Source organism: Variovorax sp. FG153, assembly GCF_057809595.1.
The window spans coordinates 137,265-159,999 of the sequence record NZ_JBMDKG010000014.1; the positions used below are offsets into that span (position 1 = coordinate 137,265).

The following is a 22,735-nucleotide window of genomic DNA, read 5'->3' on the forward strand; positions in this document are numbered from 1 at the left end:
TCATTCTTCGGTGGTGCACATCGCCGTGACGTACTTGCCGTACGCACGCTTGGGCGAATTGATGTCGTCGGGTTGCCAGGGCTGCGCGGTCGCGACGTTGTAGGCGCCGGGCTTGCCTAGGCCGCCGTCGGCGTCGATCGCCATCATCTGGCTCATGCACATCTTGCTGCGGTCGACGCAGCGGTTGAGGATGGCGCCGTAGAGGTCGGGCGACACGCTCGCGAAATGCCTGGCGGGCTCACGCTCGCTCGGCACTTCGAGCTTCTGGTAGCGCTCGCGGCTGAGTTCGCCTTCGGGGCTGGACTTGACCTTCTGCACCCACTGGTCGAAGTCGGCGTTGCTCAGGCCGTGGAACTTGAAGCGCATGCCCGAGAAGCCGGCGCCGCTGTAGTTGGCCGAGAAGCCGTCGAACTCGCCGGGCGCGTTGATGACCGCGTGCAGCTTGGTCTCCATGCCGGGCATGGCGTAGATCTGGCCGGCCAGCGCGGGGATGAAGAAGGAGTTCATCACCGACGAGGCGGTGATCTTGAAGGTGATCGGACGGTCCACCGGGGCCGCGAGTTCGTTCACGGTGGCGAAGCCCTGCTCGGGATAGATGAACAGCCACTTCCAGTCGAGCGCCACCACTTCCACGGTCAGCGGCTTGACGTCGGCCGTGATCGGGCGCTGCGCGTCGATGCGGCTGAGCGGGCGGTAGGGGTCGAGCGTGTGGGTGCTGATCCAGGTGATCGCGCCGAGCGCGATGATGATCAGGAGCGGCGCGGCCCAGATCGCGAGCTCGAGCTGGGTCGAGTGGTCCCAGTTCGGCTTGTAGATGGCTTCCTTGTTCGAGGCGCGGTAGCGCCAGGCGAAGAAGACCGTCAGCGCGATCACCGGGATGATGATGATCAGCATCAGCACGGTCGAGACGACGATCAGCCGTCCTTGCTGGTTGGCGATGTCGCCGGAGGGATTCAGGAGCACCGTGTTGCAGCCCGCCAGGAAGGCGAGGGGCAACAGCAGGAGCCATCGGCGAAGGGTGTGGAGGATGGGCATGCCGAGAGACGGAAGGGCGGAAGGGTGGCCAGGGCCGCGCGAAAGACCCCACAATCTACGACCAAAGGTTCCCGCAGGCTATTGGACGTTTTGTCCTATGGCGGGAATCCTCGTTCGGTGAGACGCTTGGCACCTGTTTCATGGCCTACCTTTGTCACGCTTCGTGACAACCGAATTACATAACCCAATGACGACGTCCAGCATCAGCCCGCAAGGCGCATCGCCCGTGCCGCACACGTCCGACACCGCCGCCCCGGACGACGACCACTCGCGCATCGATCCGGGCGAGATCGCCGTCGGCGTGGTCATCGGCCGCGCCTCGGAATATTTCGACTTCTTCGTCTACGGCATCGCCTCGGTGCTGGTGTTCCCGGCGGTCTTCTTCCCGTTCGAGCAGCGGCTCGAGGGAACCCTCTGGGCCTTCGTGGTCTTTTCCTTCGCCTTCATCGCACGGCCGTTCGGAACTGTCATCTCGATGGAGATCCAGCGACGTTTCGGCCGCGAGACCAAGCTCACGCTGGCGCTGTTCGTGCTCGGCACCTCGACCGCCGGCATTGCCTTCCTGCCGGGTTATGCGAGCCTGGGCTTCACCTCGATCGTGCTGCTGTCGATCTTCCGCTTCGGCCAGGGCCTGGCCTTCGGCGGCTCGTGGGACGGCCTGCCTTCGCTGCTGGCGCTCAACGCCCCGGCCAACCGCCGCGGCTGGTACGCCATGCTGGGCCAGCTCGGCGCGCCGATCGGCTTCTTCGTGGCCAGCGCGCTGTTCGCGTACCTCTACTCGAGCCTGACGCTCGAGGACTTCCTCGACTGGGGCTGGCGCTACACCTTCTACGTGGCCTTCGCGATCAACGTGGTGGCGCTGTTCGCGCGCCTGCGCCTGGTGGCCGCCGACGAGTACGCCCGCCTGCTCGAGGAGCGCGAGCTGCAGCCCACCAGCGTGGTCGAGCTGGTGCGCTCGCAGGGCTCGAACCTGCTGATCGGCGCCTTCGCGGCGCTGGCCAGCTATGCGCTGTTCCACCTGATCACCGTGTTCCCGCTGTCGTGGATCACGCTCTACTCGAACCAGGCCATCACCGAGTTCCTGGTGATCCAGATGATCGGCGCCGTGCTCGGCGCCGGCGGCATCGTGGCCTCGGGCCTGATCGCCGACCGCATCGGCCGCCGCTTCACGCTGGGCGGGCTGGCGGCGCTGATCGCCGTGTTCAGCGGCTTCGCGCCCACGCTGCTCGACGGCGGCAAGATCGGGCAGGACGTGTTCATCCTGCTGGGCTTCATCCTGCTGGGCCTGTCGTACGGCCAGGCGGCCGGTGCCGTCACCGGCAACTTCGAGGCCAAGTACCGCTACACCGGCGCCGCGCTGACCACCGACCTGGCCTGGCTGATCGGCGCCGCCTTCGCGCCGCTGGTCGCGCTGGGGCTGTCGGCCCACTTCGGGCTGGCCTACGTGAGCGTGTACCTGCTGTCGGGCGCGGCGGGAACGCTCGCGGCGCTGGGCTTGAACCGGGCGCTGGTGCGCGACTGAGCGCGCGCCGTCGCATCCGGTGCACGAGAAGGGGCCCTTGCGGCCCCTTCGCCATTCGGGGCGGGGCTCGGGGGTAGGATCGCGTCGATGTTCTCCGCCGCAATCTTCGACATGGACGGGCTGCTGATCGATTCCGAGCGGCCCATCATGGCCGCCTGGATGGCGGCCGCCCGCACGCTCGACGTCGAGCTCAGCCACGCCCAGTACCTGCAGGTGGTGGGCCTGGCCACCGCCGAGTCCGAGATCATCCTCTCGGGCCTGCTCGGCGGCCAGGCCGCTTTCCGCCATGCGCTCGAGCACGTGCGCCAGGCGCTGGCGCTCGAACGCTCCGACGGCACGCCGCTGTTCCCCATCAAGCCCGGCGCGGCCGAGTTCCTGGGCGCCCTGCGCGCGCGCGGCACGCGCTGCGCCGTGGCCTCGTCCTCGACCAGCGGGCAGATCCAGGCCTGCCTCGGCAGCCTCGGCGTGCTGCATCACTTCGAGGCCTTCGCGGGCGGCGACGAGGTGCCGCGCGCCAAGCCCGACCCGGCGCTCTACCTGCTCGCGGCCTCGCGCCTGGGCGTGGACCCGACGCAGTGCATCGCCTTCGAGGACAGCGAGAACGGCGCCAAGGCGGCGCTGGCCGCGGGCCTGCGGGTGGTGATCGTGCCGGACCTCAAGCACCCGCCGGCCGCGATCGTCGAGCAGGCCTTCCACGTGCTCGAGTCGCTGCACGACGCGAACGCGCATCTGCCGCGCTGGTTTCCCGGCGAGATGGTGCGGCCGTGATCAGGATCGGCACCCTGTGCCACGTGCTCGACAGCTGCCTCGCGTCGCCGATGACCGAGCGCGCGGTCGGCCGCATCGTCGAGGTGGTCTCGGCGCCCTATGAAGCGCCGAGCGAGCGCTACCTGCCCGGCACCTACTACGACGTGCTGTTCGAGGGCTGGACCTTCTACTGCCGCAGCGACAAGCTGGTGCCGATCTCCGACCCCGGCGCGGACGTCGGGCGCTGGGAGGACGAGTTCCTCGACCTTCCCGCGAGCACGCCTCAGAGCACTTCGTCGCGCAGCTGCGGGAACACCTTCGACACCTTCGCCAGCAGGTAGTCGCCGTAGCGGCCGCTGAAGGCGTGCACGTTGGCGCGGTCCCAGCGCTCGGCGCTGTCGTCCACGGCCACCGCGCCCGCGAGGCCCTCGATGCGCTGCACGCGCGCCTCGAAGTTCGGATCGAAGAACAGCGGAAACGACAGCCGGTTGCGGCCCGAGGTGTTGCGCTTCACGCGGTGCGGCGTCGACTTGTAGAGGCCGCCGGTCATGCGGTCGAGCATGTCGCCGATGTTGCAGACGAAGGAGCCCGCGATCGGCGGCGCATCGATCCAGCCCGCGGGCGTGTGCACCGCGAGGCCGCCCACGCTGTCCTGGTGCAGGATCGTCAGCAGGCCGTAGTCGGTGTGCTCGCCCACGCCCCATTGCACGTCGAGGCCCTCGGGCACCGGCTGCGAGGGATAGTCGAAGAGCCGGAACAGGATCAGCGGATCGCCCGTGTAGCGCGCCGCGAAGTAGTCGGCCGCAAGGCCCAGGCTCAGCGCGATGCCTTCCATCAGCCGATGGCCCAGCTGTGTCACGGCCGCCATGTAGCCGAGGATGGTGTCGCGGAAGTCCTCGAGGCCCGGCGCATCGGGAAAGAGGTTGGGCCCGTGCACCGGCGTCCTGGCCTGCACCAGCGGGTGCGAGGCTGGCAGCTCGGTGCCGAGGTAGAGCCCTTCCTTCCAGTCGGGCCGGCCCGAGGTCAGTTCGCCGCCGAGCGGGAAGTAGCCGCGCCAGGCGCGCCCGCCGAGCGCCATGCGCCACTGCATCTTGGTCGCCTCGGGCAGGTCGAAGAAGCGGTGGCTCAGGGTCTCGAGCCGCGCCACCAGCGCGGGGTCGACGCCATGCCCCGTCACGTAGAAGAAGCCGTGCGCGCGGCAGGCCTCGCCGATGCGCGCGGCCACGGCCTCGCGGCCCGGCGCGTCGCCGGCCACCAGCGGCGCGACGTCGATCACGGGCAGGGTCTGGAGGGAAGCGGTGTGGGTCATGGGATGCGTGCGAAGGGCGAGCGGATGTCGGACAGGAACTGCTGCGCGCGCGGATGCTGCGGGCGGTTGAAGAAGTCGTCGGGCGTGGCGCGCTCGAGCACCTTGCCCTCGTCCATGAAGAGCACGCGGTCGGCGACCTCGCGCGCGAAGCCCATCTCGTGCGTCACGCAGACCATGGTCATGCCGTCGCGCACCAGGTCGCGCATCACCAGCAGCACCTCGCCGACCATCTCGGGGTCGAGCGCGCTCGTGGGTTCGTCGAACAGCATCACCGGCGGCTGCATCGCGAGCGCGCGCGCGATCGCCACGCGCTGCTGCTGGCCGCCCGACAGCTCGCCGGGCCAGGCCCGGGCCTTGTTCGCGAGGCCCACGCGCGTGAGCAGCGCCATGGCGCGTTCCTCGGCCTGCGCGCGCGAGAGGCCGTGCAGCTGCATCGGCGCCATGGTGCAGTTCTGCAGCACCGTGAGGTGCGGGAACAGGTTGAACTGCTGGAACACGAAGCCGATGCGCGAGCGGAAGGCGTTCACGTCGGTGCCCGGCGCGTGGATGTCCTTGCCCCCGACCAGGATGCGGCCCGACTGGATGGCCTCGAGCCGGTTGAAGGTGCGGATCAGCGTGGACTTGCCCGAGCCCGAGGGGCCGCAGACCACGACCACCTCGCCCTTGTGGATGGTTTCGCTCACGTCCACGAGCGCGTGATAGCTGCCGTACCACTTGTTGACGTTCTGGAGTTCGATCATGCGGAAGCCTTGCGGGCGGCGGCCCGGCCCTCGGTGACCGCGACCACCGGCAGGCCGCGCCGCGCGAGGCGGCGCTCGAGCCAGTAGGCGAAGCGCGAGAGGCCGAAGCAGAGGATGAAATAGGTCAGCCCGAGGATGCCGAAGACCTGGGCCGGCTTGGTGAACACCTGGGTGTTGATCTGGGTGGCGATGAACGAGACCTCGGCCAGGCCGATGATGTAGCCCAGCGAGGTCTCCTTGATGGTCGAGACGAACTGGTTCACCAGCGAGGGCAGCATGCTGCGCAGCGCCTGCGGCAGCACCACCAGCCGCATCGCGCGGCTCCAGCTCAGGCCGAGCGCGCGCGCGGTCTCCATCTGGCCGCGCGGCAGGCCCTGGATGCCGGCGCGCACGATCTCGGCCAGGTAGGCGGCGTCGAACACCACCAGCGCGATCAGCATGGTGGCGAACTGGTCGGTCTTCACGCCGGTGACGCTGGGCAGGAAGAAGTAGGCCCAGAAGATCACCATCAACAGCGGCAGCCCGCGCACCACGAACACGAAGCCGCTGACCGGCCAGCGCAGCCAGCGCCACGGGCTCACGCGCGCCAGCCCGAGCACGATGCCCAGCGGCAGCGCGAGCACCAGCCCGCACGAGGCCAGCAGCAGGGTCAGCACCAGCCCGCCGAGCGGGCCGTTGGGGTACTGGCCGATCAGGAAGTAGAGCCAGTAGTCCTGGATCAGTTCGATCATCGCGAAGCCTCCGCGCGCATCACAGCGTCCTCACCGGGAAGCGGTGGTGGTACCAGCTCGCGAGCGCCGTGATCGCGAGCGAGACCGTGAGGTAGGCCGCGCTCGCGAACGCGAAGGACTCGAAGCTGCGGAAGGTCGCGCTCTCGACCTGGCCGGCCTGGTACATGAGTTCGGCCACGCCGATCACGGTAGCGATCGAGGTGTTCTTCCACAGGCTCAGGGTCTGCGAGATCAGCGGCGGCACGGTCACGCGCAGCGCCTGCGGCAGCACCACGCGGCGCATCGTCGCGAGCCAGCCGAAGCCCAGCGCGCGGCCGGCCTCGAACTGCACCGCGGGGATCGAGCGGATGCCGCTGCGCATGTCCTCGGCCATGAAGGCGGCCGTGTAGAGCGACAGCGCGACGATCGCGCTGTAGGCCTCGATGTGGCCCGCGTAGAGCCATTGCTTGAAGCCTTCGGGCAGCAGCTCGGGCGCGCCGAAATACCAGAACAGCATGTGGGCCAGCAACGGTATGTTGCGGATCGACTCCACGTAGGCGAAGCCGAGCCAGCGCAGCGGCGCCAGCGGCGACAGGCGCAGCATGGCCACCACGAGCGCGATCGGCAGCGCACACACCAGCGAGGCCGCGAGCAGCTGCAGCGACAGCCACAAGCCCGCGACGAGCATGTCGTGGTACTTGCCGGTCAGCAGCAAGGAATAGTCGAACAGGGGCATGGGGGCGACAGTATCGCTGCCGCGAGAGGAGTCGGCGCGCTACCCGTGAGCGCGGCGGGCAATGGGGCGGCTGCCGAATGCGGACATCCGGACGCAGAGGACGCGAAGGTGACGCGAAGAGCGCGAAAGAAAACCTTGAAGACTTTCCTTCTTTCTCTTTTTCGCGTCCTTTGCGAAACCTTCGCGTCCTCTGCGTCCGGTTGCCCGATCCCGATTTCGGGGATCAGTCGATCTTGTCGCTCTCGAACTTGAAGTCGCGCGTCTGGAAGCCCGAGGCGGTGTTCGGGCCGTACCACTTCACGAAGATCTTCTCGGCCTCGCCCGACTTCTCGAGCTCGCGCAGCGTGTCGTCCACCACCGCTTTCAGGCCGCTCTCGCCCTTCTTGATGCCGATGGCCAGCGCCTCGGTGCTGAGGTTCTGCTTGAGCACCACGTACTGGGCCTTCTGCGGGCCGAGCTTGGCGTAGCTGCGCAGCAGCGCGGCCTCGTCGTCGACGTAGCCCACGCCCTTGCCTTGCTGCAGCGCCTGGAAGGCCTGCTGGCTGGTGTCGAAGGTCACGACCTCGGCCGTGGGCACGGCCTTGCGGATGTTGGGTTCCTGGGTGCCGCCGCGGATGGTCAGCACCTTCTTGCCGCCGAGTTGCGATACCTCGGCGATACCGCTGTCCTTCTTCACGATCGCCTTCTGGCCGGTCACGAAGGTGGTCAGCGAGAAATCGATCTGCGCCTCGCGTTCCTTGTTGTGCGTGAGGCCGGCCGCGACCAGGTCGACGTGGCCCTGCTGCAGCTCGGGAATGCGCGCGGCCACGGCGATCTGCTTGAGCGTGGTCTTCACGCCGATCTTCTTGGCGATGGCGTTGGCGAGGTCGACCTCGTAGCCCACGATCTGGCGCGTCTTGGGGTCGATGAAGGTGGCGGGCTCGTCGGTGCCGAGCACGCCGACCACGAGTTCGCCCTTCTTCTTGATGTCGGCCAGCTGGTCGGCGTGGGCCACGGTGCCCGCGAGCAGGGCGGAGGCGGCGAGGGCCGCGGCGAGGATGTTCGGGCGCATGTGTTTCTTCTCCTTCTGGGAATGCAAGGGCGGCACCTTATCAACAAAACTTCGGTTCATTAAATGGTCAATCCATATATGTACATGGCCGCATGGGAATGAACGTGCGGTAAATTCGCGCCCGCGCGCCCGTCAAGAGACCGGTGCCCGGCGCCTCGCGCGCCACCCGTCCTTTTTCTTTCCCAGACTGCCTTCCTCCCCATGATCATCCAACCGCGCGTGCGTGGCTTCATCTGCGTCACGACCCATCCCGTCGGCTGCGAGGCCAATGTCCGGCAACAGATCGAGCACGTGCGGGCCCAGGGCCCGGTCGCGGGCGCGCCGAAGCGGGTGCTGGTGATCGGTGCCTCCACCGGCTATGGCCTCGCGGCGCGCATCGTCGCGGCCTTCGGCGGCGGCGCCGACACGCTGGGCGTGTTCTTCGAGCGCGCCGGAAGCGCCACCAGGACCGGCACGCCCGGCTGGTACAACACGGCCGCCTTCGAGCGCCTCGCCACGGCCGAGGGCCGCTATGCGAAGAGCATCAACGGCGACGGCTTCTCCGATGCCGTGAAGCAACAGACGATCGAGACCATCCGCCAGGACCTGGGCCAGGTCGACCTCGTGGTCTACAGCCTCGCGGCGCCGCGGCGCACCCATCCGAAGACCGGCCAGGTCTTCAACTCCACCCTCAAGCCCATCGGCCAGGCGGTGAGCCTGCGCGGCATCGACACCGACAGCGGCACGGTCAAGGAGACCGTGCTCGAGCCCGCCACGCAGGAGGAGATCGACAACACGGTGGCCGTGATGGGCGGCGAGGACTGGCAGCTGTGGATCGACGCGCTGCACGAGGCCGGCGTGCTGGCCGAGGGCGCGAAGACCACGGCCTTCACCTACCTCGGCGAGAAGATCACGCAGGACATCTACTGGAACGGCTCGATCGGCGCGGCCAAGAAGGACCTCGACCGCACCGTGCCCGCGATCCGCGCCAAGCTCGCGGCCCATGGCGGCGGCGATGCGCGCGTGGCGGTGCTCAAGGCGGTGGTCACGCAGGCCAGCTCGGCGATCCCGATGATGCCGCTGTACCTCTCGCTGCTGTTCAAGGTGATGAAGGAAGAGGGCACGCACGAGGGCTGCATCGAGCAGGTCGATGGCCTGTTCCGCGAGGGCCTCTACGGCAGCGCGCCGCCGCTCGACGAGGAAGGCCGGCTGCGCGCCGACCGCAAGGAGCTCGCGCCCGCGGTGCAGGCGCGCGTGCTCGAACTGTGGCCGCAGGTCACGAGCGAGAACCTGCAGGCGCTGACCGACTTCGCGGGCTACAAGGCCGAGTTCCTGCGCCTGTTCGGCTTCGGCATCGCGGACGTGGACTACGCGGCCGATGCCAACCCCGACGTGCCGATCCCCGGTCTCGTGCAGGTGGGTTGAGCGATGCAGATCCAGGACAAGCCGCCCTTCGACACGCCCTTCGAATGGATCGGCGGCGAGGAGAAAGTGCGCGCGCTGGTCGAGCGCTTCTACGACCTGATGGACCTCGAGCCCGGCTACGCGCAACTGCGCGCGGTGCACGGCAGCGACCTCGACAACGCGCGCCAGCGGCTGTTCTGGTTCCTCTGCGGCTGGCTCGGCGGCCCCGCGTACTACACCGACCGCTTCGGCCATCCGATGCTGCGCGCGCGCCACCTGCCGCAGAGCATCGGCGGCCACAGCATCGGCATCAAGGAACGCGACCAGTGGCTGGCGTGCATGGACCAGGCCATGGGCGAGACCGAGGTGCCCGAGGACCTGCGCGCGCGGCTGCGCGACTCCTTCTTCAAGACCGCCGACTGGATGCGCAACCGCGGCGGCTGAGAACAACGATTTTCGAAAGACTCACTTCATGAATTCCATCGTCATCATCGGCGGCGGCCACGCGGCGGCCCAGCTGTGCGCCGGCCTCGCCGAGGCGGGGCAGGGCGCGCGCGTGCACCTGGTCTGCGAGGAGGCCTGCGAGCCCTACCACCGTCCGCCGCTGTCGAAGGCCTTCCTCAAGAGCGCCGAGGAAGCCACGCAGCCGCACAAGGCGGCCGACTGGTACCGCGAGGCGGGCATCACGCTGCACCTTGGCGATGCGGCCGTGGCCATCGACCGCGAGGCGCGCAACGTGACCCTGCGCTCGGGCGCGGTGCTGCCGTGGGAATCGCTGGTGCTGGCCACCGGCACGCGCGCGCGCCGGATCGCCGCGCTCTCGCACGACCTGGTCAACGTCGCGAGCCTGCGCGCGGCCGACGAGGCGCATCGGCTGCGCGCGCGGCTGGCCGAGGCGCAGCGCGTCACGGTGCTCGGCGGCGGCTTCATCGGCCTCGAGGTCGCGGCCACCGCCAAGGCGCTCGGCAAGGAGGTGCAGGTGATCGAGAGCGCGCCGCGCCTGCTGGGCCGCGCGGTCTCGCCCGAGCTCTCGGACCACGTGCTGGCCACGCACCGCGCCGCCGGCATCGACATCGTGCTGGGCGCGACCGCCGACGGCTTCGAGGTCGAGGGCGTCCGGCTGGTGTCGCTGCGCGTGAACGGCGCACGGCAGCCGGTCGACCTGCTGCTGCTGGGCATCGGCGCGGTGCCCGAGACCGCGCTCGCGCAGGCCGCGGGCATCGAGTGCGCCGACGGCATCGTGGTCGACGAGCACATGCAAACCAGCGCGGCCGGCGTGCTCGCGGTCGGCGACTGCACGCGCTTCCCCGACCGGCGCGCGGGCCGCGCGCTGCGGCTCGAGTCGGTGCAGAACGCCAACGACCAGGCGCGCACCGCGGTCGCCACGCTGCTGGGCACGGCGCGCGCGCACGACGTGGTGCCGTGGTTCTGGTCCGACCAGGGCGGCATGCGGCTGCAGATGGTGGGGCTGGTGCCGGCCGAGGGCACGCCGGGCCATGTCACGGTGCGCCGCGCGGGGCCGAAGCCCGATGCCTTCTCGCTGTTCCATTACGTCGACGGGCAGCTCGCGTGCGTGGAATCGGTGAACGCGCCGGTCGACCACATGATGAGCCGCAAGCTGCTCGACGCGGGCCGCAGCCCCGATCCCGCGGCGGTCGCGGACGCTTCGGTACCACTTAAGAATCACCTCGCGTAAACATCCGGTCACGGCTTGTCGCAACGCGGCTGCATTTCAGGCTTCATTCACCGGACTGTCACCTCGGCTTCGGAGACTGGTCTTCCTTGAACAGGAGGGAGACCTTTCGATGAAGCCACTCGCAAACACCCACTTTCCACGCACCGCGTCCATGACCGCCTGTGCCGCACTGATCGCCACCGCCATGCTGAGCGCATGCGGCGGCGGGGATGGCGGCGGCGGCGTGTTCCTGCCGGTGCCGCCGCCCGCGCCGGCGCCGTCCCCGGCGCCCGCCCCCGCGCCGATCGCGGCCGGCACGCGCGCCACCGTCGCGCTGCTCGAGACCACCGACCTGCACTTCAATGTGCGCAGCTACGACTACTTCAAGCTCGCCGAGGACAAGTCCTATGGCTACGAGCGCACCGCCACGCTGATCGCGGCCGCGCGCAAGGAGTTCGCGAACACGCTGCTGTTCGACAACGGCGACACCATCCAGGGCACCGCGCTGGCCGACTACGAGGCGCTGGTGAGCCGCATCCCGTGCACCCAGCCGCTGTCGATGTACAAGGCGATGAATGCCGCCGGCTTCGACGCCGGCACGCTGGGCAACCACGAGTTCAACTACGGCCTCGATTTCCTCAACCAGGCGATCGGCGGCGGCCTCGACGTCGAGGGCGTGGATGGCACGAAGAAGTGCGCCGGCCCGAACTTCCCGCTGGTGCTGGCCAACGTGCAGAGCGTGAAGAGCGGCAAGCCCCTGCTCGCGCCCTACACCATCGTCAACAAGAGCTTCACCGCCACCGCGCCCGACGGCTCGCGCGTGACGGTGCCGCTGAAGGTCGGCGTGATCGGCTTCACCACGCCGGGCATCATGAACTGGGACAAGCGCTATCTCGAGGGCAAGCTGCGCACCGAGGGCGCGGTGGAAGCCGCCACGCGCTACATCCCCGAGCTGCGCGCCAAGGGCGCCGACATCGTGGTCGCGCTGCAGCACGGCGGCCTCGACGCCGCGGCCTACACGCCGACCATGGAGAACCCGGGCCTGCACCTGTCGAAGGTGCCGGGCATCGACGCGCTGCTGATGGGCCACCAGCACGGCGTGTTCCCCGACCGCGGCGCCAGCCCCGGCTTCAAGCAGCCGGGCGTGGACAACGCCGCCGGCACCGTGAACGGCGTGCCGGCCGTGATGCCGAGCTCGTGGGGCAAGGCGCTGGGCGTGATCAAGCTCGAGCTGTCGTGGGACGGCAAGGCCTGGGCCATCGACAAGAGCAAGACCGCGGTCGAGGCGCGCTCCACGCAGACCGGCAAGGACGACGCGGGCAAGGCGGTCTACGTCGACGCCGACCCGGCCATCGCGCCGCTGATCGAGACCCAGCACCAGGCCGCGATCGACTACGTGAAGACGCCGATCGGCAGCACCGACTTCCGCATGAACACCTACTTCGCCGATGTCGGCGACCCGGGCGCGATCCAGATCGTGAACCAGGCCCAGGCCGACTACGTGAAGAGCTACATCCAGGCCAACCTGCCGCAGTACGCGAGCCTGCCGGTGCTGTCGGTCAGCGCGCCCTTCAAGTCGGGCTACGAGGGCGGCCGCGACTACACCGACGTGGCCGTGGGCAACCTCGCGATCTTCAACGCGGCCGACCTCTACCTGTACCCGAACACCGTGTACGCGGTGAAGGTCACGGGCGCCGAGATCAAGGCCTGGCTCGAGGCCGCGGCCAAGCGCTTCAACAAGATCAGCACCACGGCCACGGCCGACCAGCAGCTGATCAGCACCTTCCCGGGCTACAACTTCGACATGTTCACCACGCCCGACGTGCAGTACGAGATCGACGTGACGCAGGAGGTGGGCAGCCGCATCCGGAACCTCACCTATCTGGGCGCGGCCATCGATCCGGCCAAGGAGTTCGTGATCGCCACCAACAACTACCGCGCCACCAGCGGCGCGAGCTTCATCCCGGCGCTCGACGGCCGCGCGACGATCTACGCCTCGCCCGATGCCAACCGCGACGTGCTGATCGCCTACGTGAAGGCGAAGAAGTCCATCACGCGCGCGGCCAACGGCGCGGCGCGCAGCTGGCGCTTCACCAAGGCCGCGACGGCCGGCAACGTGGTGTTCACCTCGGGGCAGGGCCAGCTCGCATCGGCGACGGCGGCGGGGCTGGACAACGTCTCGCTGCTGACGGCGGACGACGGGAGCGGGAAGGGGCGCTCGGTCTACAAGCTCGATCTGGGCAAGTGAGGGGGTGGCTCCCTCCTGCCGGAGGGAGCCGCTCAGCGCCTGACGGGGGCCAGCAGCACCACCAGCGCCCCGGCCCCGCCTTCGGCCGGCTTGGCCTGCACGAAGGCCAGCACCTCGTTCTTCTGGATCAGCCAGCGCTGCGTCTTGGTCTTGAGCACCGGCTGCTTGCCGGGCGAGCCCAGGCCCTTGCCATGCACCACGCGCACGCAGCGCAGGCCCTGCTTGTGCGCGTTGCGGATGAAGCCGCCGAGCGCCTCGCGCGCCTCGTCGCTGCGCAGGCCGTGCAGGTCGACCTGGGCCTGGATCGTCCAGTCGCCCTTGCGCAGCCGCGCGGTCACGTCGGTGCCGATGCCGGGGCGGCGGAAACTCATGGCGTCGTCGACGTCGAGCAGCGTGGTGACGTCGAACTCGTCGGACAGCGATTCGCGCAGCACGCGCTGCTCGTCGAGCTGGTGCTGCACCGGGATCGGCGCCGGCGGCTCGGGCGCGAGCGGCACGGTGCGCGTTTTCTGGCGCAGCGGCTCGGTGGCGCCGACGGCGCGCGCGAACAGGTCCTTTTCGGCCGCGCGCTTGCGCTCGGCCGCGGCGCGCTCGGCAGCCTCGGCCGCCTCGCGCTCGCGGGTTTCGGCCAGCTGGCGCTGCACCTGCTTGAGGTCGGCCAGGTTCTTCAGGCTCCTGGTGGCGGGCGGACGTGCGGCGGCCATCAGAGCAACCCCCGTTCGGCCATCGAGAAGCTGCGGCCCGTGCTCACGATCACGTGGTCGAGCACACGCACGTCGACCAGCGAGAGCGCGGCGCGCAGCGTCTGCGTGAGCGTTTCGTCGGCGCGCGAGGGCTCGATGCTGCCGCTCGGATGGTTGTGGGCCAGCACCACCGCGGCCGCATGGTGGTGCAGCGCGCGCAGCACCACTTCGCGCGGATAGACGCTGGTCTGGGTGAGGGTGCCGCGGAACAGCTCCTCGAGCACGATCAGCCGGTGCTGCGCATCGAGGAACAGCACCGCGAACACCTCGTGCGGCCGCGTGCCGATGTGCATCTGCACGTACTGCCGCACGGCCTCGGGCGCGTCGAACACGGCGCGCTGCGAGAGTTGCTCGGCCATGGCGCGGCGCGCGAGCTCGAGCACCGCGACGAGCTCGGCGCGCTTGGTGGCGCCGCCCATGCCGCGCACGCCGCGCAGCTGCTCGGGACTGGCCTGCAGCAGGCCCGCGAGGCCGCCGAAGCGCTCGTGCAGTTCCTGCGCGAGCTGCAGCACGTTCTTGCCGGCCACGCCGGTGCGCAGCAGCAGCGCGAGCAGCTCGGTGTCGGCCAGCGCGGCGGCGCCGCGCGCGATGAGTTTCTCGCGCGGGCGGGCATGTTCGGGGAGATCCTTGAAAGCCATGGAGAGCCTGCTAAACCTTGAACGGGGCGGGTGGAAGCGCCCGTCCTTAAAATGCAGCCCAGTTTATCGGGACACCCGTCTTGTCTTTGTCAACCATTGCTGCCCCCATGTCCCAAGCGCCCCACGTCGTCACCCCCGGCTCCTTCCTGACCCTGCACTACCGGCTGTCCGGGCCCGCGGGCGACATCATCAACACCTTCGCCGACAAGCCCGCCACGCTGTCGCTGGGCACCGGCGAGCTCTCGCCCGCCGTCGAGCAGCGCCTGCTGGGCCTCGAGGAGGGCGCGCACGCCACCTTCGAGCTGCCGGCCGGCGAGGCCTTCGGCGAGCGCAATCCCGAGATGCAGCAGTGGGTCGCGAAGAAGCTGCTGGCGCAGATCGGCGACCCCGACGAGCAGTACGCCGTGGGCGACGTGGTGCAGTTCCCCACGCCCGACGGCACCGGCAGCTATGCCGGCGCGGTGATCGAGTCCAACGAGACCGGCGTGCGCTTCGATTTCAACCATCCGCTCGCAGGCCAGCCCGTGACCTTCGAAGTGCAACTGATCGGGGTGTTGTGATGGCCCGCGACACCGCGGCCGGGGAGGCACGATGAACGAAGGCATCGAGGAAGTCATCCTCGCCGAGCCGCGCGGCTTCTGCGCGGGCGTGGACCGCGCGATCGAGATCGTCGAGCGCGCCATCGCCAAGTTCGGCGCGCCGATCTACGTGCGCCACGAGATCGTGCACAACACCTACGTGGTCAACGAGCTCAAGGCCAAGGGCGCGATCTTCATCGAGGAACTGTCGGACGTGCCGCCCGGCGCCACGCTGGTGTTCAGCGCGCACGGCGTGAGCAAGGCGGTGGAGCAGGAGGCGCGCGACCGCGGCTTCGAGATCTTCGACGCCACCTGCCCGTTGGTGACCAAGGTGCACGTCGAGGTCGCCAAGCTCGCCAAGGAAGGCTACGAGTTCATCATGATCGGCCACAAGGGGCATCCCGAGGTCGAGGGCACGATGGGCCAGCTCTCGAGCGGCATCCACCTGGTGGAAGACGTGGAGGACGTGGCGCGCGTCGCGCCGGGCCAGACCGAGAAGCTCGCGGTGGTCACGCAGACCACGCTGAGCGTGGACGACGCGGCCGAGATCGCCGCCGCGGTGCGCGCGCGCTTTCCGGCCGTGCGCGAGCCCAAGCAGCAGGACATCTGCTACGCCACCCAGAACCGCCAGGACGCGGTGAAGATCATGAGCCCGCAGGTCGACCTCGTGATCGTGGTCGGCAGCCCCACCAGCTCCAACAGCAACCGTCTGCGCGAGCTGGCCCAGCGCCTGGGCACCGAGAGCTACATGGTCGATTCGGCCGACGAGCTCCAGCCCGAATGGTTCGAGGGCAAGACCCGCATCGGCCTGACCGCCGGCGCCTCGGCGCCCGAGGTGCTGGTGCGCGAGGTGATCGAGCGCGTGCGCGCGTTCGGCGCGGTCTCGGTGCGCAAGATGGACGGCATCGAGGAAACCATCAAGTTCCCGCTGCCCAAGGGCCTCAAGCTGGCCGACATTCCTCCTCCTGGACACATCTCTTGACCCTTGCCGTACCTACCCAATGGCGCTCCGAAATCGATAGCGCCTGGCAACGCCTGAACGAACGCTCGGGCCACTTCCTGCGCCAGACCCCGCTGTGGAAGCTGCCCGCGGCGGCGCTTGGCGTCGCGGCGCCGGGGGCCGAGGTCTGGCTCAAGCTCGAGCACCTGCAGGTCAGCGGCAGCTTCAAGGCGCGCGGCATGATGAACCGGCTGCTGGCCAACGCCATTCCCGAGAGCGGCGTGATCGTCGCCTCGGGCGGCAATGCCGGCATCGCCACCGCCGCCGCGGCGCGCGCGCTCGGCGTGCGCTGCGAGGTCTACCTGCCCGGCGTCTCGCCCGAGGCCAAGCGCGCGCGCCTGCGCGCGCTGGGCGCCGAGGTGGTGGTGGTCGGCCAGCTCTATCCCGATGCACTGGCCGCCTGCCTGGCGCGCCAGGCCGAAACCGGCGCCCTGCTGACCCATGCCTATGACCAGCCCGAGGTGGTGGCCGGCGCCGGCACGCTGGGCCGCGAGATCGAGGCCGAGGGCGGCCTGCCCGATGCCGTGCTCGTGAGCGTGGGCGGCGGCGGGCTGATCGGCGGCCTCGCCGGCTGGTTCGAGCAGCGCGCGCGCGTGATCGCGCTCGAGCCCGAGGGCGCGCCCACGCTGTTCCGGGCCCGAGAGGCCGGCGCGCCGGTCGATGTCGAGGTCGGCGGCATCGCGGCCGATTCGCTGGGCGCGCGCCGCATCGGCGCCATCGCCTGGGACATCGCGCAGCGCCACGTCGCCGATGCGCTGCTGCTGTCCGACGAGGCGATCCGCGCCGCCCAGCAGTGGCTGTGGAAGGAGATGAAGCTGGCCGTCGAACCGGCCGCCGCGCTGCCGCTGGCCGCGCTGCAGACCGGCGCCTACGTGCCGCGCGCGGGCGAGAAGGTCTGCCTGATCGTCTGCGGCGCGAACGTCGATCCGGCCACCGTCGGCTGAACCAGCCCCGCGCGGGGCGGGGTGCGGGCGCGCCCACCTAAAATCGGGCGATGCTCGACATCACCCTGCTCCGCAAAGACCTGGCCGCCGCCGTGGCCGGCCTCGAAAAACGCAAGAAGAACCAGCCCTACCTCGACGTCTCGGCCTTCACCGCGCTCGAGGCCGAGCGCAAGACGCTGCAGACCCGCACCGAGGAGATCCAGGCGCGCCGCAACACGCTCAACAAGCAGATCGGCCCGCTCAAGGCCAAGGGCGAATCGGTCGACGCGCTGATGGCCGAGGTCAACGCGCTCAAGGCCGAGCAGGAATCGCAATCGAAGCGCCTCGACGAGATCCAGCCCGAGCTGCAGGCGCTGCTGCTCGCCGTGCCCAACCTGCCGCACGCCAGCGTGCCGCTGGGCGAGGACGAGACCGGCAATGTCGAGCAGCGCCGCTGGAGCCCGCAGGGCGGCGCCGGCGCCTCGGCCACGCCGCTGGGCTTCACGCCCAGGGACCACGTCGACCTGGGCGCGCCGCTCGGCCTCGACTTCGAGATGGGTGCCAAGCTCTCGGGTTCGCGCTTCACCGTCATGAAGGGCCCGATCGCGCGGCTGCACCGCGCGCTCGCCCAGTTCATGCTCGACATCCAGACGCAGCAGCACGGCTACACCGAGTGCTACGTGCCCTACATCGTCAATGCCGCCACCCTGAGCGGCACCGGCCAACTGCCCAAGTTCGAGGGCGACCTGTTCGCCGCGAAGAAGGGCGGCCAGGACGGCGAGCCCGCGCCCGACCTGTCGGCGCTCTACCTGATCCCGACCGCCGAGGTGCCGCTCACGAACTTCGTGCGCGACGAGGTCGTGCCCGAGGCGCAGCTGCCGATCCGCCTCACGGCCCACACCCCGTGCTTCCGCTCGGAAGCCGGCAGCGCGGGCCGCGACACCCGCGGCATGATCCGCCAGCACCAGTTCGACAAGGTCGAGATGGTGCAGGTGGTGCATCCCGAGAAGAGCTACGAGGCGCTCGAGCAGATGACCGGCCATGCCGAGGTGGTGCTGCAGGCGCTCGAGCTGCCCTACCGCGTCGTGCTGCTGTGCACCGGCGACATGGGCTTCGGCTCGACCAAGACCTACGACCTCGAGGTCTGGCTGCCCGCGCAGGACACCTACCGCGAGATCAGCTCGGTCTCGAACTGCGAGGCCTTCCAGGCGCGACGCCTGCAGGCGCGCTTCAAGAACGCCCAGGGCAAGAACGAGCTGGTGCACACCCTCAACGGCTCGGGCCTGGCGGTCGGCCGCACCCTGGTCGCGGTGCTCGAGAACCACCAGAACGAGGATGGCTCGATCAACGTGCCGAAGGCGCTGCGGCCCTACCTGGGCGGCACCGAGGTGCTGCGCGGCTGACGAAAAAACGACAGGGAAATCGCTGCACGGCGTGGTTGTGTCGATTTTCCTGGCTATAATCGCAGGCTCGACAGAGCGACCGGAGAGGTGGCAGAGTGGTCGAATGTACCTGACTCGAAATCAGGCGTACTAGCGATAGTACCGAGGGTTCGAATCCCTCCCTCTCCTCCAGAAATGGCCCCGCAAGGGGCTATTTTTTTGCCTGTTCGCCATCGGAGACCCGGCAGGCGTGGCCCCCGCCACGAAGGGGGCCGGCCGCCGAAGGCCGTCGCCGGCCTCGGCGTCACAGGGCAGGTAACCCGTCCATCACCAGCTTCACGCCGTCCGCGAGCTCCTTGGCGCTGACATCCGAGACCTTGCCAGCCTTGCGCAAGGCCTCCACGCCGTCGGCATAGCTCTTCAAGTCGTTGCGGATCGAGTCGTAGACGAACTGCGAGCCGCTGCTCTTGTCCGCGAGTGCCACGTTCTTCGCGATGCGGGCCGCCTGATCCATGTAGGCGTCGAGCTGATCCGGGGTGGTCCAGAGGTAGAAGTAGGTGATCTCCAGCAGATCCTGCGCGGCCATGTAGGCCGCGGTGTTCTCCGGCCGTGTCGTTCCGCCATCGAATTCCAGCCGGTCCGCCACGAATTTCGTGTGCCTGGCATCCTCGGGAACCAGGATGCCGGCCTTCACGCTGTCATCGATCGCCAGCGAGACCAGATCGGTGTATTGCCCGCGGGACGGGTAGAGCTGCTCCGTGTAGGCCGGAGAGAAGGGGTAGTAGCTGCCATAGAGGCTGCAGAAGGTGCCGCCCTCGCCGCCGGGCCTGGCGCTGTTGCCGGTGCCGGCGTTCCATGCGGTGGGAACCAGCATCTCGGGCAGGCGCACGCCGCCTTGCGAGTTCTTGTCCTCGTGGCCCGGGGTGGTGTCGCGGACGATCGTGGTGCCGCTGGTGAGGATCGCCGGCATGCGCGGCGGGTTGTAGGAGGGGTTGTCCATCCACTTGACGAGATGGTCGTAGACGGCATTGGTCACGTGCTGCACGGGCACGCGCGGATGGACCGGGTAGACGCAATCGACACCCGTGAGCGGCCAGTCGTCGCGTGCGGCGAGCGGCCGGGAATTCAGCGCGGTGCGTCGTCCCGAGTGGGTGGCGCCAGCGACTTCCCAACTGCGGTAGTTGCCTGCTTCATCGGTGCCCGTCGGACGAGAGGCCACCTGGCCGGCGACATCGGTCTCGGAGATCACCTTCCAGACCGGGACGGTGAGGTTCCGGTTGAGGTAGCCGCCCGCGATGTAGACCATGTAGGAGTCGATCGGTCCCTTGTTGTCGGGCGTGCGTGCGTTGCCATAGATCGGATCGAGGCTGTTGATGATGCGCTGCAGGTAGCCGCCCGACTGCGACACGCCGGTGACGATCATTTTTTTGGCCCGCAGCGGGCCCAGGGGATTGATGCCCTTCCCGGGGTACCGGATGGCCTGCAGCGCCTGCAGGAAGACGTCGTGCGAGATCGCATTGCCCAGTGTGCTGGAGCTGCCGCCCACATCCAGCGAGTCGTAGCGTCCGCTGAAGCCGTCGGCCTTCGCGCTCCATTTCTTCAGCTGATTGACGCCCACGGGCTGGGCCGAGATGCCCACATAGACATAGCCCTCGCGAATCATGTGTTCGAACCCGGAGCCCCACAGGGCATCGAGGTCGTAGCCCGCGGTGACGTTCTGCCACTCGGCGATCACCGTGCCATTGAACTTGTCCGCCGACGCCGGGCGGCGCACGAGGATGCGCGTCTTGTAGCGGTTGCCGGTCGTCGCCACGGTGGCCGGCACGCCGACCGTCGTGGCGCTGTTCGCGGCGCTGTACGACGCGGGAAAGTTGTAGGTGTTCGCGTTGCCCTCGATGAAGTATTCCTCTTCGACGTAACCGACGGCCGCCAGGTTGTGCATGGTGGCCAGCCATGGATAGTCGTGTTCCTTGTGCCCCTGCGCCGTGCCCGGCATCGCCCCCTTTGCGATGGGACCCGTCACGACCGGGTTGGGCACCTTCGACGTGGTGGCTTCCGGTTGCGGTTCGACCTCGGGTTGCGTCTCGGGCTGCGGTTGCGGTTGTGTCTGCACCGGGGGAATGAAGGGCACGTTGCTGGAGCCGCCGCTGCCGCCGCAGCCCGCGATCAGCGCGCCGACGGCCATGCCGACAATGCCCAGCCTCGGACTCCAATGGAATGGCGCCGATCGCGTGCCGGATTCTGTCATCTGTCTCTGCATCGATATCTCCTTGGAACTGAATGGAATGCGCTGCGGGCGATCCAACGCCGTATGCATCCGAATCAGTCTAGGAAGCGGTCGCGCGACGCGCTTGTATGCAGTTGTCGTGCGGTCTAAGGAATTTCCCCAGGCAGGCGGCCGTTGCAGAAGCTGACGTCGATGCGGCCGGCGGTGAAATCGGTGATCCGGTCGTCGAGGTTGCCGAAGACGCGCAGGAAGGAGGACCTCTTCGATGTGCTGCAACTGGTATCGGGCATCCATCCGGCTTTCTTTATTGCCTCGCATGTCGACTCGGTGTTCGTGCCGGCCCGTCATTTCGGTTGGGCGACGCATGGAGCGTGCGGCCGATTTCCCACTATGCGATCGCGGTGTTCATGCTGCTCGGCATCTGGACGGTGGCCTGCGCGCCGTTCTCCGCGGGCATGGCATGAGCGATGCCCGGCGGGGCGCTGGAGCGGGCTCCCGCTTGCAGCGGCAGCGGCAGCGGTCGTCGCTGTCGCCATCTCCGCGGCAATGCCCGGCGCGCGGTTGTGAGTGCGAGATCGCTATTTGGGCAGTTATCAACCGAGAACTTCACTTGCGAATATCGGAAAGAATAATTTTCATGAGCCCGCAATAATTATTGACCCCGATACGCGGCATTCATAGCATCGCCCCCGCTATTGGATCGATTTCGATGTAGCGTTTATTCATCAGGGGGGTAAATGAAATCACGATCTTTTCATTTCTATTTGGCGTTGATGCTGTCCATTGTCCTGAGCGGCTGCTCGGATGGAAATGCAAGCGCGTTCTTCTACAGCAGCACGCTGGACCAGAGAGCGAAGGACGAGCAGCCCGCGGTGCTCAAGACCTTGGAGGAGTTGGTCAATATCGAAACTGGCACCAATGACGCCATCGGCATTCCCGAAATGGGCAACTACCTCGAACGACGCCTCAAGGCGCTCGGTGCCGAGGTCACGAGGACGCCCGCCACGGGCGGCGTGGTCGGCGACGTCATCGTCGGTCAGTTCAGGGGTCGTGGCGGCCGGAACATCCTGCTGATGGCGCACATGGACACGGTCTATGTACGCGGTTCGCTGGTCAGGGCGCCGTTCCGCATCGAGGGCGACCAGGTCTTCGGCGCCGGCATCGCCGATGCCAAGGGAGGTGTCGCCGCCATCCTCCACGCGCTGGCGCTGCTGAAAGCGGAGAACTTCCAGCAGTTCGGCACGATCACCGTGATGTTCAACCCCGACGAGGAAAGAGGCTCGCTGGGGTCGAACGAAGTGATCCAGAGGCTCGCATCCCAGAGCGACGTGGTGCTGTCCTACGAGCCCGGCGGCATCTATGAAGGGACCGAGCTGTTCGTCTCCGGAACCTCGGGCGTGGCCTTCGTCGAAGCCCGGATCCGGGGCAAGGCTTCGCATGCCGGCACGTCCTCCGAAAAGGGGGTGAACACGATGACCGAGGCGGCCGACCTGATCCTGCGCACCCAGGACCTGCAGGACCGCAAGCAGGAGCGGGCGTTCAACTGGACGGTGATCCGGGGCGGTACAGCGCCCAACATCATTCCCGATCTGACGGTGGTCACGGCCGACATGCGTTACGGTCGCAATGAAGATCTCGCGCCCTTCGAAGCCACGCTGCGGGAACGCGTCCAGAAGAAGCGCCTGGAAGACACGAGCATCGATCTGCAGATCACGCGCCTGATCCCGCCCTACAACGCAACGCCCGCCAGCCGTGCAGCGATGGACAAGGCGATGTCCATCTACACCGAGGTCGGCGGCAAGCTGGCGATCCTGGAAATGCGCACCGGCGGCGGATCGGATGCGGGATGGGCCGCGCTCTCGGGCAAGCCGGTGGTCGAGGGCCTGGGCCTGATCGGTGCGAACCATCACAGCAGCGACGCGGAATACGTGCAGATCTCGGCGATCCCGCGCCGGCTCTATCTGTCGGCGCGCCTGATTTCCGAACTCGGGCAGGGGCTGTAGCGGTCCGGGCCATGCGCCGCTCGAACGGCGCATGCACGAAAAAAGGTCCGCGCGAAGGCGGACCGAACGAACCCGCATGACGGGC

General features: G+C 68.4%; 22 protein-coding genes and 1 tRNA gene. 13 read left to right on the forward strand and 10 right to left on the reverse strand.

Annotated elements, in window-relative coordinates; genetic code table 11:
- On the reverse strand, positions 1-1,035 hold the full coding sequence (cyoA, locus tag ACODT0_RS17445; protein ID WP_057592981.1) for a ubiquinol oxidase subunit II: 1,035 nt from the start codon (positions 1,033-1,035) through the stop codon (positions 1-3).
- Between the two features lie 187 nt (positions 1,036-1,222).
- Here cyoA and ACODT0_RS17450 point away from each other — a divergent pair, with 187 nt between their 5' ends.
- From ACODT0_RS17450 to ACODT0_RS17460, 3 genes are all read left to right on the forward strand, one after another.
- On the forward strand, positions 1,223-2,557 hold the full coding sequence (locus tag ACODT0_RS17450; protein WP_057592982.1) for an MFS transporter: 1,335 nt from the start codon (positions 1,223-1,225) through the stop codon (positions 2,555-2,557).
- Between the two features lie 87 nt (positions 2,558-2,644).
- Entirely contained in the window at positions 2,645-3,325 is a 681-nt protein-coding gene (locus tag ACODT0_RS17455; RefSeq protein WP_093340835.1) for an HAD family hydrolase, read from the forward strand.
- Complete coding sequence (locus tag ACODT0_RS17460; RefSeq protein WP_209541674.1) at positions 3,322-3,645, forward strand: hypothetical protein; 324 nt, start codon at positions 3,322-3,324, stop codon at positions 3,643-3,645. The genes ACODT0_RS17455 and ACODT0_RS17460 overlap by 4 nt, the downstream gene beginning before the upstream one ends.
- On the opposite strand, the gene ACODT0_RS17465 is transcribed toward ACODT0_RS17460, so the two are convergent.
- The 5 genes from ACODT0_RS17465 to ACODT0_RS17485 form a co-directional block, all read right to left on the reverse strand.
- Positions 3,588-4,613 (reverse strand): isopenicillin N synthase family dioxygenase, encoded by a 1,026-nt coding sequence (locus ACODT0_RS17465; RefSeq protein WP_489041819.1) that lies wholly within the window; start codon positions 4,611-4,613, stop codon positions 3,588-3,590. The genes ACODT0_RS17460 and ACODT0_RS17465 overlap by 58 nt on opposite strands.
- Complete coding sequence (locus ACODT0_RS17470) at positions 4,610-5,353, reverse strand: amino acid ABC transporter ATP-binding protein (RefSeq protein WP_489041820.1); 744 nt, start codon at positions 5,351-5,353, stop codon at positions 4,610-4,612. Before ACODT0_RS17470 ends, ACODT0_RS17465 begins: the two co-directional genes overlap by 4 nt.
- A complete protein-coding gene (locus ACODT0_RS17475) occupies positions 5,350-6,084 on the reverse strand; it encodes an amino acid ABC transporter permease (RefSeq protein ID WP_093340827.1) in 735 nt (244 codons plus the stop codon). The genes ACODT0_RS17470 and ACODT0_RS17475 overlap by 4 nt, the downstream gene beginning before the upstream one ends.
- Positions 6,085-6,103: 19 nt before the next feature.
- The gene (locus ACODT0_RS17480; RefSeq protein ID WP_057592992.1) at positions 6,104-6,799 is read right to left on the reverse strand and encodes an amino acid ABC transporter permease; all 696 of its coding nucleotides are present in this window, start codon (positions 6,797-6,799) and stop codon (positions 6,104-6,106) included.
- A 223-nt stretch (positions 6,800-7,022) separates the two neighbouring features.
- Positions 7,023-7,850 carry an ABC transporter substrate-binding protein gene (locus ACODT0_RS17485; protein ID WP_261214807.1) on the reverse strand — a complete coding sequence of 276 codons (828 nt, stop codon included), beginning with the start codon at positions 7,848-7,850 and terminating at the stop codon, positions 7,023-7,025.
- 201 nt (positions 7,851-8,051) lie between these two features.
- Between ACODT0_RS17485 and fabV the strand changes: the two genes are divergently transcribed.
- The 4 genes from fabV (at position 8,052) to ACODT0_RS17505 (ending at position 13,156) form a co-directional block, all read left to right on the forward strand.
- Entirely contained in the window at positions 8,052-9,254 is a 1,203-nt protein-coding gene (gene fabV, locus ACODT0_RS17490) for an enoyl-ACP reductase FabV (RefSeq protein ID WP_489041821.1), read from the forward strand.
- Between the two features lie 3 nt (positions 9,255-9,257).
- Entirely contained in the window at positions 9,258-9,677 is a 420-nt protein-coding gene (locus ACODT0_RS17495) for a group II truncated hemoglobin (protein ID WP_208509388.1), read from the forward strand.
- Positions 9,678-9,705: 28 nt separating this feature from the next.
- The gene (locus tag ACODT0_RS17500; protein ID WP_489041822.1) at positions 9,706-10,929 is read left to right on the forward strand and encodes an NAD(P)/FAD-dependent oxidoreductase; all 1,224 of its coding nucleotides are present in this window, start codon (positions 9,706-9,708) and stop codon (positions 10,927-10,929) included.
- Between the two features lie 109 nt (positions 10,930-11,038).
- Positions 11,039-13,156, forward strand: coding sequence for a bifunctional 2',3'-cyclic-nucleotide 2'-phosphodiesterase/3'-nucleotidase (locus ACODT0_RS17505; protein ID WP_489041823.1), 2,118 nt, complete (start codon positions 11,039-11,041; stop codon positions 13,154-13,156).
- A 32-nt stretch (positions 13,157-13,188) separates the two neighbouring features.
- Here ACODT0_RS17505 and ACODT0_RS17510 read toward each other — a convergent pair whose 3' ends face one another.
- Both ACODT0_RS17510 and radC read right to left on the reverse strand, forming a co-directional pair.
- Positions 13,189-13,860, reverse strand: a complete 672-nt coding sequence (locus tag ACODT0_RS17510) for a Smr/MutS family protein (protein ID WP_057597303.1) — start codon at positions 13,858-13,860, stop codon at positions 13,189-13,191.
- Positions 13,860-14,537, reverse strand: a complete 678-nt coding sequence (gene radC / locus ACODT0_RS17515) for a RadC family protein (protein WP_057597302.1) — start codon at positions 14,535-14,537, stop codon at positions 13,860-13,862. Before radC ends, ACODT0_RS17510 begins: the two co-directional genes overlap by 1 nt.
- A gap of 107 nt (positions 14,538-14,644) precedes the next feature.
- Here radC and ACODT0_RS17520 point away from each other — a divergent pair, with 107 nt between their 5' ends.
- From ACODT0_RS17520 to ACODT0_RS17540, 5 genes are all read left to right on the forward strand, one after another.
- A complete protein-coding gene (locus ACODT0_RS17520; protein ID WP_057597301.1) occupies positions 14,645-15,097 on the forward strand; it encodes an FKBP-type peptidyl-prolyl cis-trans isomerase in 453 nt (150 codons plus the stop codon).
- A 31-nt stretch (positions 15,098-15,128) separates the two neighbouring features.
- On the forward strand, positions 15,129-16,097 hold the full coding sequence (ispH, locus tag ACODT0_RS17525) for a 4-hydroxy-3-methylbut-2-enyl diphosphate reductase (protein WP_479670668.1): 969 nt from the start codon (positions 15,129-15,131) through the stop codon (positions 16,095-16,097).
- Between the two features lie 32 nt (positions 16,098-16,129).
- Positions 16,130-17,059, forward strand: a complete 930-nt coding sequence (locus tag ACODT0_RS17530) for a threonine/serine dehydratase (RefSeq protein ID WP_489041834.1) — start codon at positions 16,130-16,132, stop codon at positions 17,057-17,059.
- 50 nt (positions 17,060-17,109) lie between these two features.
- Positions 17,110-18,441 (forward strand): serine--tRNA ligase, encoded by a 1,332-nt coding sequence (gene serS / locus ACODT0_RS17535; protein ID WP_296728714.1) that lies wholly within the window; start codon positions 17,110-17,112, stop codon positions 18,439-18,441.
- 81 nt (positions 18,442-18,522) lie between these two features.
- A tRNA-Ser gene (locus ACODT0_RS17540) sits at positions 18,523-18,612 on the forward strand.
- A gap of 112 nt (positions 18,613-18,724) precedes the next feature.
- On the opposite strand, the gene ACODT0_RS17545 is transcribed toward ACODT0_RS17540, so the two are convergent.
- Both ACODT0_RS17545 and ACODT0_RS17550 read right to left on the reverse strand, forming a co-directional pair.
- Positions 18,725-20,680: an alpha/beta hydrolase domain-containing protein gene (locus ACODT0_RS17545; protein ID WP_489041824.1), complete on the reverse strand. Its 1,956-nt coding sequence runs from the start codon at positions 20,678-20,680 to the stop codon at positions 18,725-18,727.
- Positions 20,681-20,793: 113 nt separating this feature from the next.
- A complete protein-coding gene (locus ACODT0_RS17550; RefSeq protein WP_489041825.1) occupies positions 20,794-20,937 on the reverse strand; it encodes a hypothetical protein in 144 nt (47 codons plus the stop codon).
- A gap of 447 nt (positions 20,938-21,384) precedes the next feature.
- On the opposite strand from ACODT0_RS17550, the gene ACODT0_RS17555 reads away from it, so the two are divergent.
- Positions 21,385-22,650 carry a glutamate carboxypeptidase gene (locus ACODT0_RS17555; protein WP_489041826.1) on the forward strand — a complete coding sequence of 422 codons (1,266 nt, stop codon included), beginning with the start codon at positions 21,385-21,387 and terminating at the stop codon, positions 22,648-22,650.
- Positions 22,651-22,735: the final 85 nt, after the last annotated feature.

Bases quoted from the DNA above. Each gene is read 5' to 3' on its own strand.
- cyoA (WP_057592981.1), bottom strand. From the start codon at position 1,035: ATGCCCATCCTCCACACCCTTCGCCGATGGCTCCTGCTGTTGCCCCTC.
- ACODT0_RS17450 (WP_057592982.1), top strand. From the start codon at position 1,223: ATGACGACGTCCAGCATCAGCCCGCAAGGCGCATCGCCCGTGCCGCAC.
- ACODT0_RS17455 (WP_093340835.1), top strand. From the start codon at position 2,645: ATGTTCTCCGCCGCAATCTTCGACATGGACGGGCTGCTGATCGATTCC.
- ACODT0_RS17465 (WP_489041819.1), bottom strand. From the start codon at position 4,613: ATGACCCACACCGCTTCCCTCCAGACCCTGCCCGTGATCGACGTCGCG.
- ACODT0_RS17470 (WP_489041820.1), bottom strand. From the start codon at position 5,353: ATGATCGAACTCCAGAACGTCAACAAGTGGTACGGCAGCTATCACGCG.
- ACODT0_RS17475 (WP_093340827.1), bottom strand. From the start codon at position 6,084: ATGATCGAACTGATCCAGGACTACTGGCTCTACTTCCTGATCGGCCAG.
- ACODT0_RS17480 (WP_057592992.1), bottom strand. From the start codon at position 6,799: ATGCCCCTGTTCGACTATTCCTTGCTGCTGACCGGCAAGTACCACGAC.
- ACODT0_RS17485 (WP_261214807.1), bottom strand. From the start codon at position 7,850: ATGCGCCCGAACATCCTCGCCGCGGCCCTCGCCGCCTCCGCCCTGCTC.
- fabV (WP_489041821.1), top strand. From the start codon at position 8,052: ATGATCATCCAACCGCGCGTGCGTGGCTTCATCTGCGTCACGACCCAT.
- ACODT0_RS17495 (WP_208509388.1), top strand. From the start codon at position 9,258: ATGCAGATCCAGGACAAGCCGCCCTTCGACACGCCCTTCGAATGGATC.
- ACODT0_RS17500 (WP_489041822.1), top strand. From the start codon at position 9,706: ATGAATTCCATCGTCATCATCGGCGGCGGCCACGCGGCGGCCCAGCTG.
- ACODT0_RS17505 (WP_489041823.1), top strand. From the start codon at position 11,039: ATGAAGCCACTCGCAAACACCCACTTTCCACGCACCGCGTCCATGACC.
- ACODT0_RS17510 (WP_057597303.1), bottom strand. From the start codon at position 13,860: ATGGCCGCCGCACGTCCGCCCGCCACCAGGAGCCTGAAGAACCTGGCC.
- radC (WP_057597302.1), bottom strand. From the start codon at position 14,537: ATGGCTTTCAAGGATCTCCCCGAACATGCCCGCCCGCGCGAGAAACTC.
- ACODT0_RS17520 (WP_057597301.1), top strand. From the start codon at position 14,645: ATGTCCCAAGCGCCCCACGTCGTCACCCCCGGCTCCTTCCTGACCCTG.
- ispH (WP_479670668.1), top strand. From the start codon at position 15,129: ATGAACGAAGGCATCGAGGAAGTCATCCTCGCCGAGCCGCGCGGCTTC.
- serS (WP_296728714.1), top strand. From the start codon at position 17,110: ATGCTCGACATCACCCTGCTCCGCAAAGACCTGGCCGCCGCCGTGGCC.
- ACODT0_RS17545 (WP_489041824.1), bottom strand. From the start codon at position 20,680: ATGCAGAGACAGATGACAGAATCCGGCACGCGATCGGCGCCATTCCAT.
- ACODT0_RS17550 (WP_489041825.1), bottom strand. From the start codon at position 20,937: ATGCCCGATACCAGTTGCAGCACATCGAAGAGGTCCTCCTTCCTGCGC.
- ACODT0_RS17555 (WP_489041826.1), top strand. From the start codon at position 21,385: ATGAAATCACGATCTTTTCATTTCTATTTGGCGTTGATGCTGTCCATT.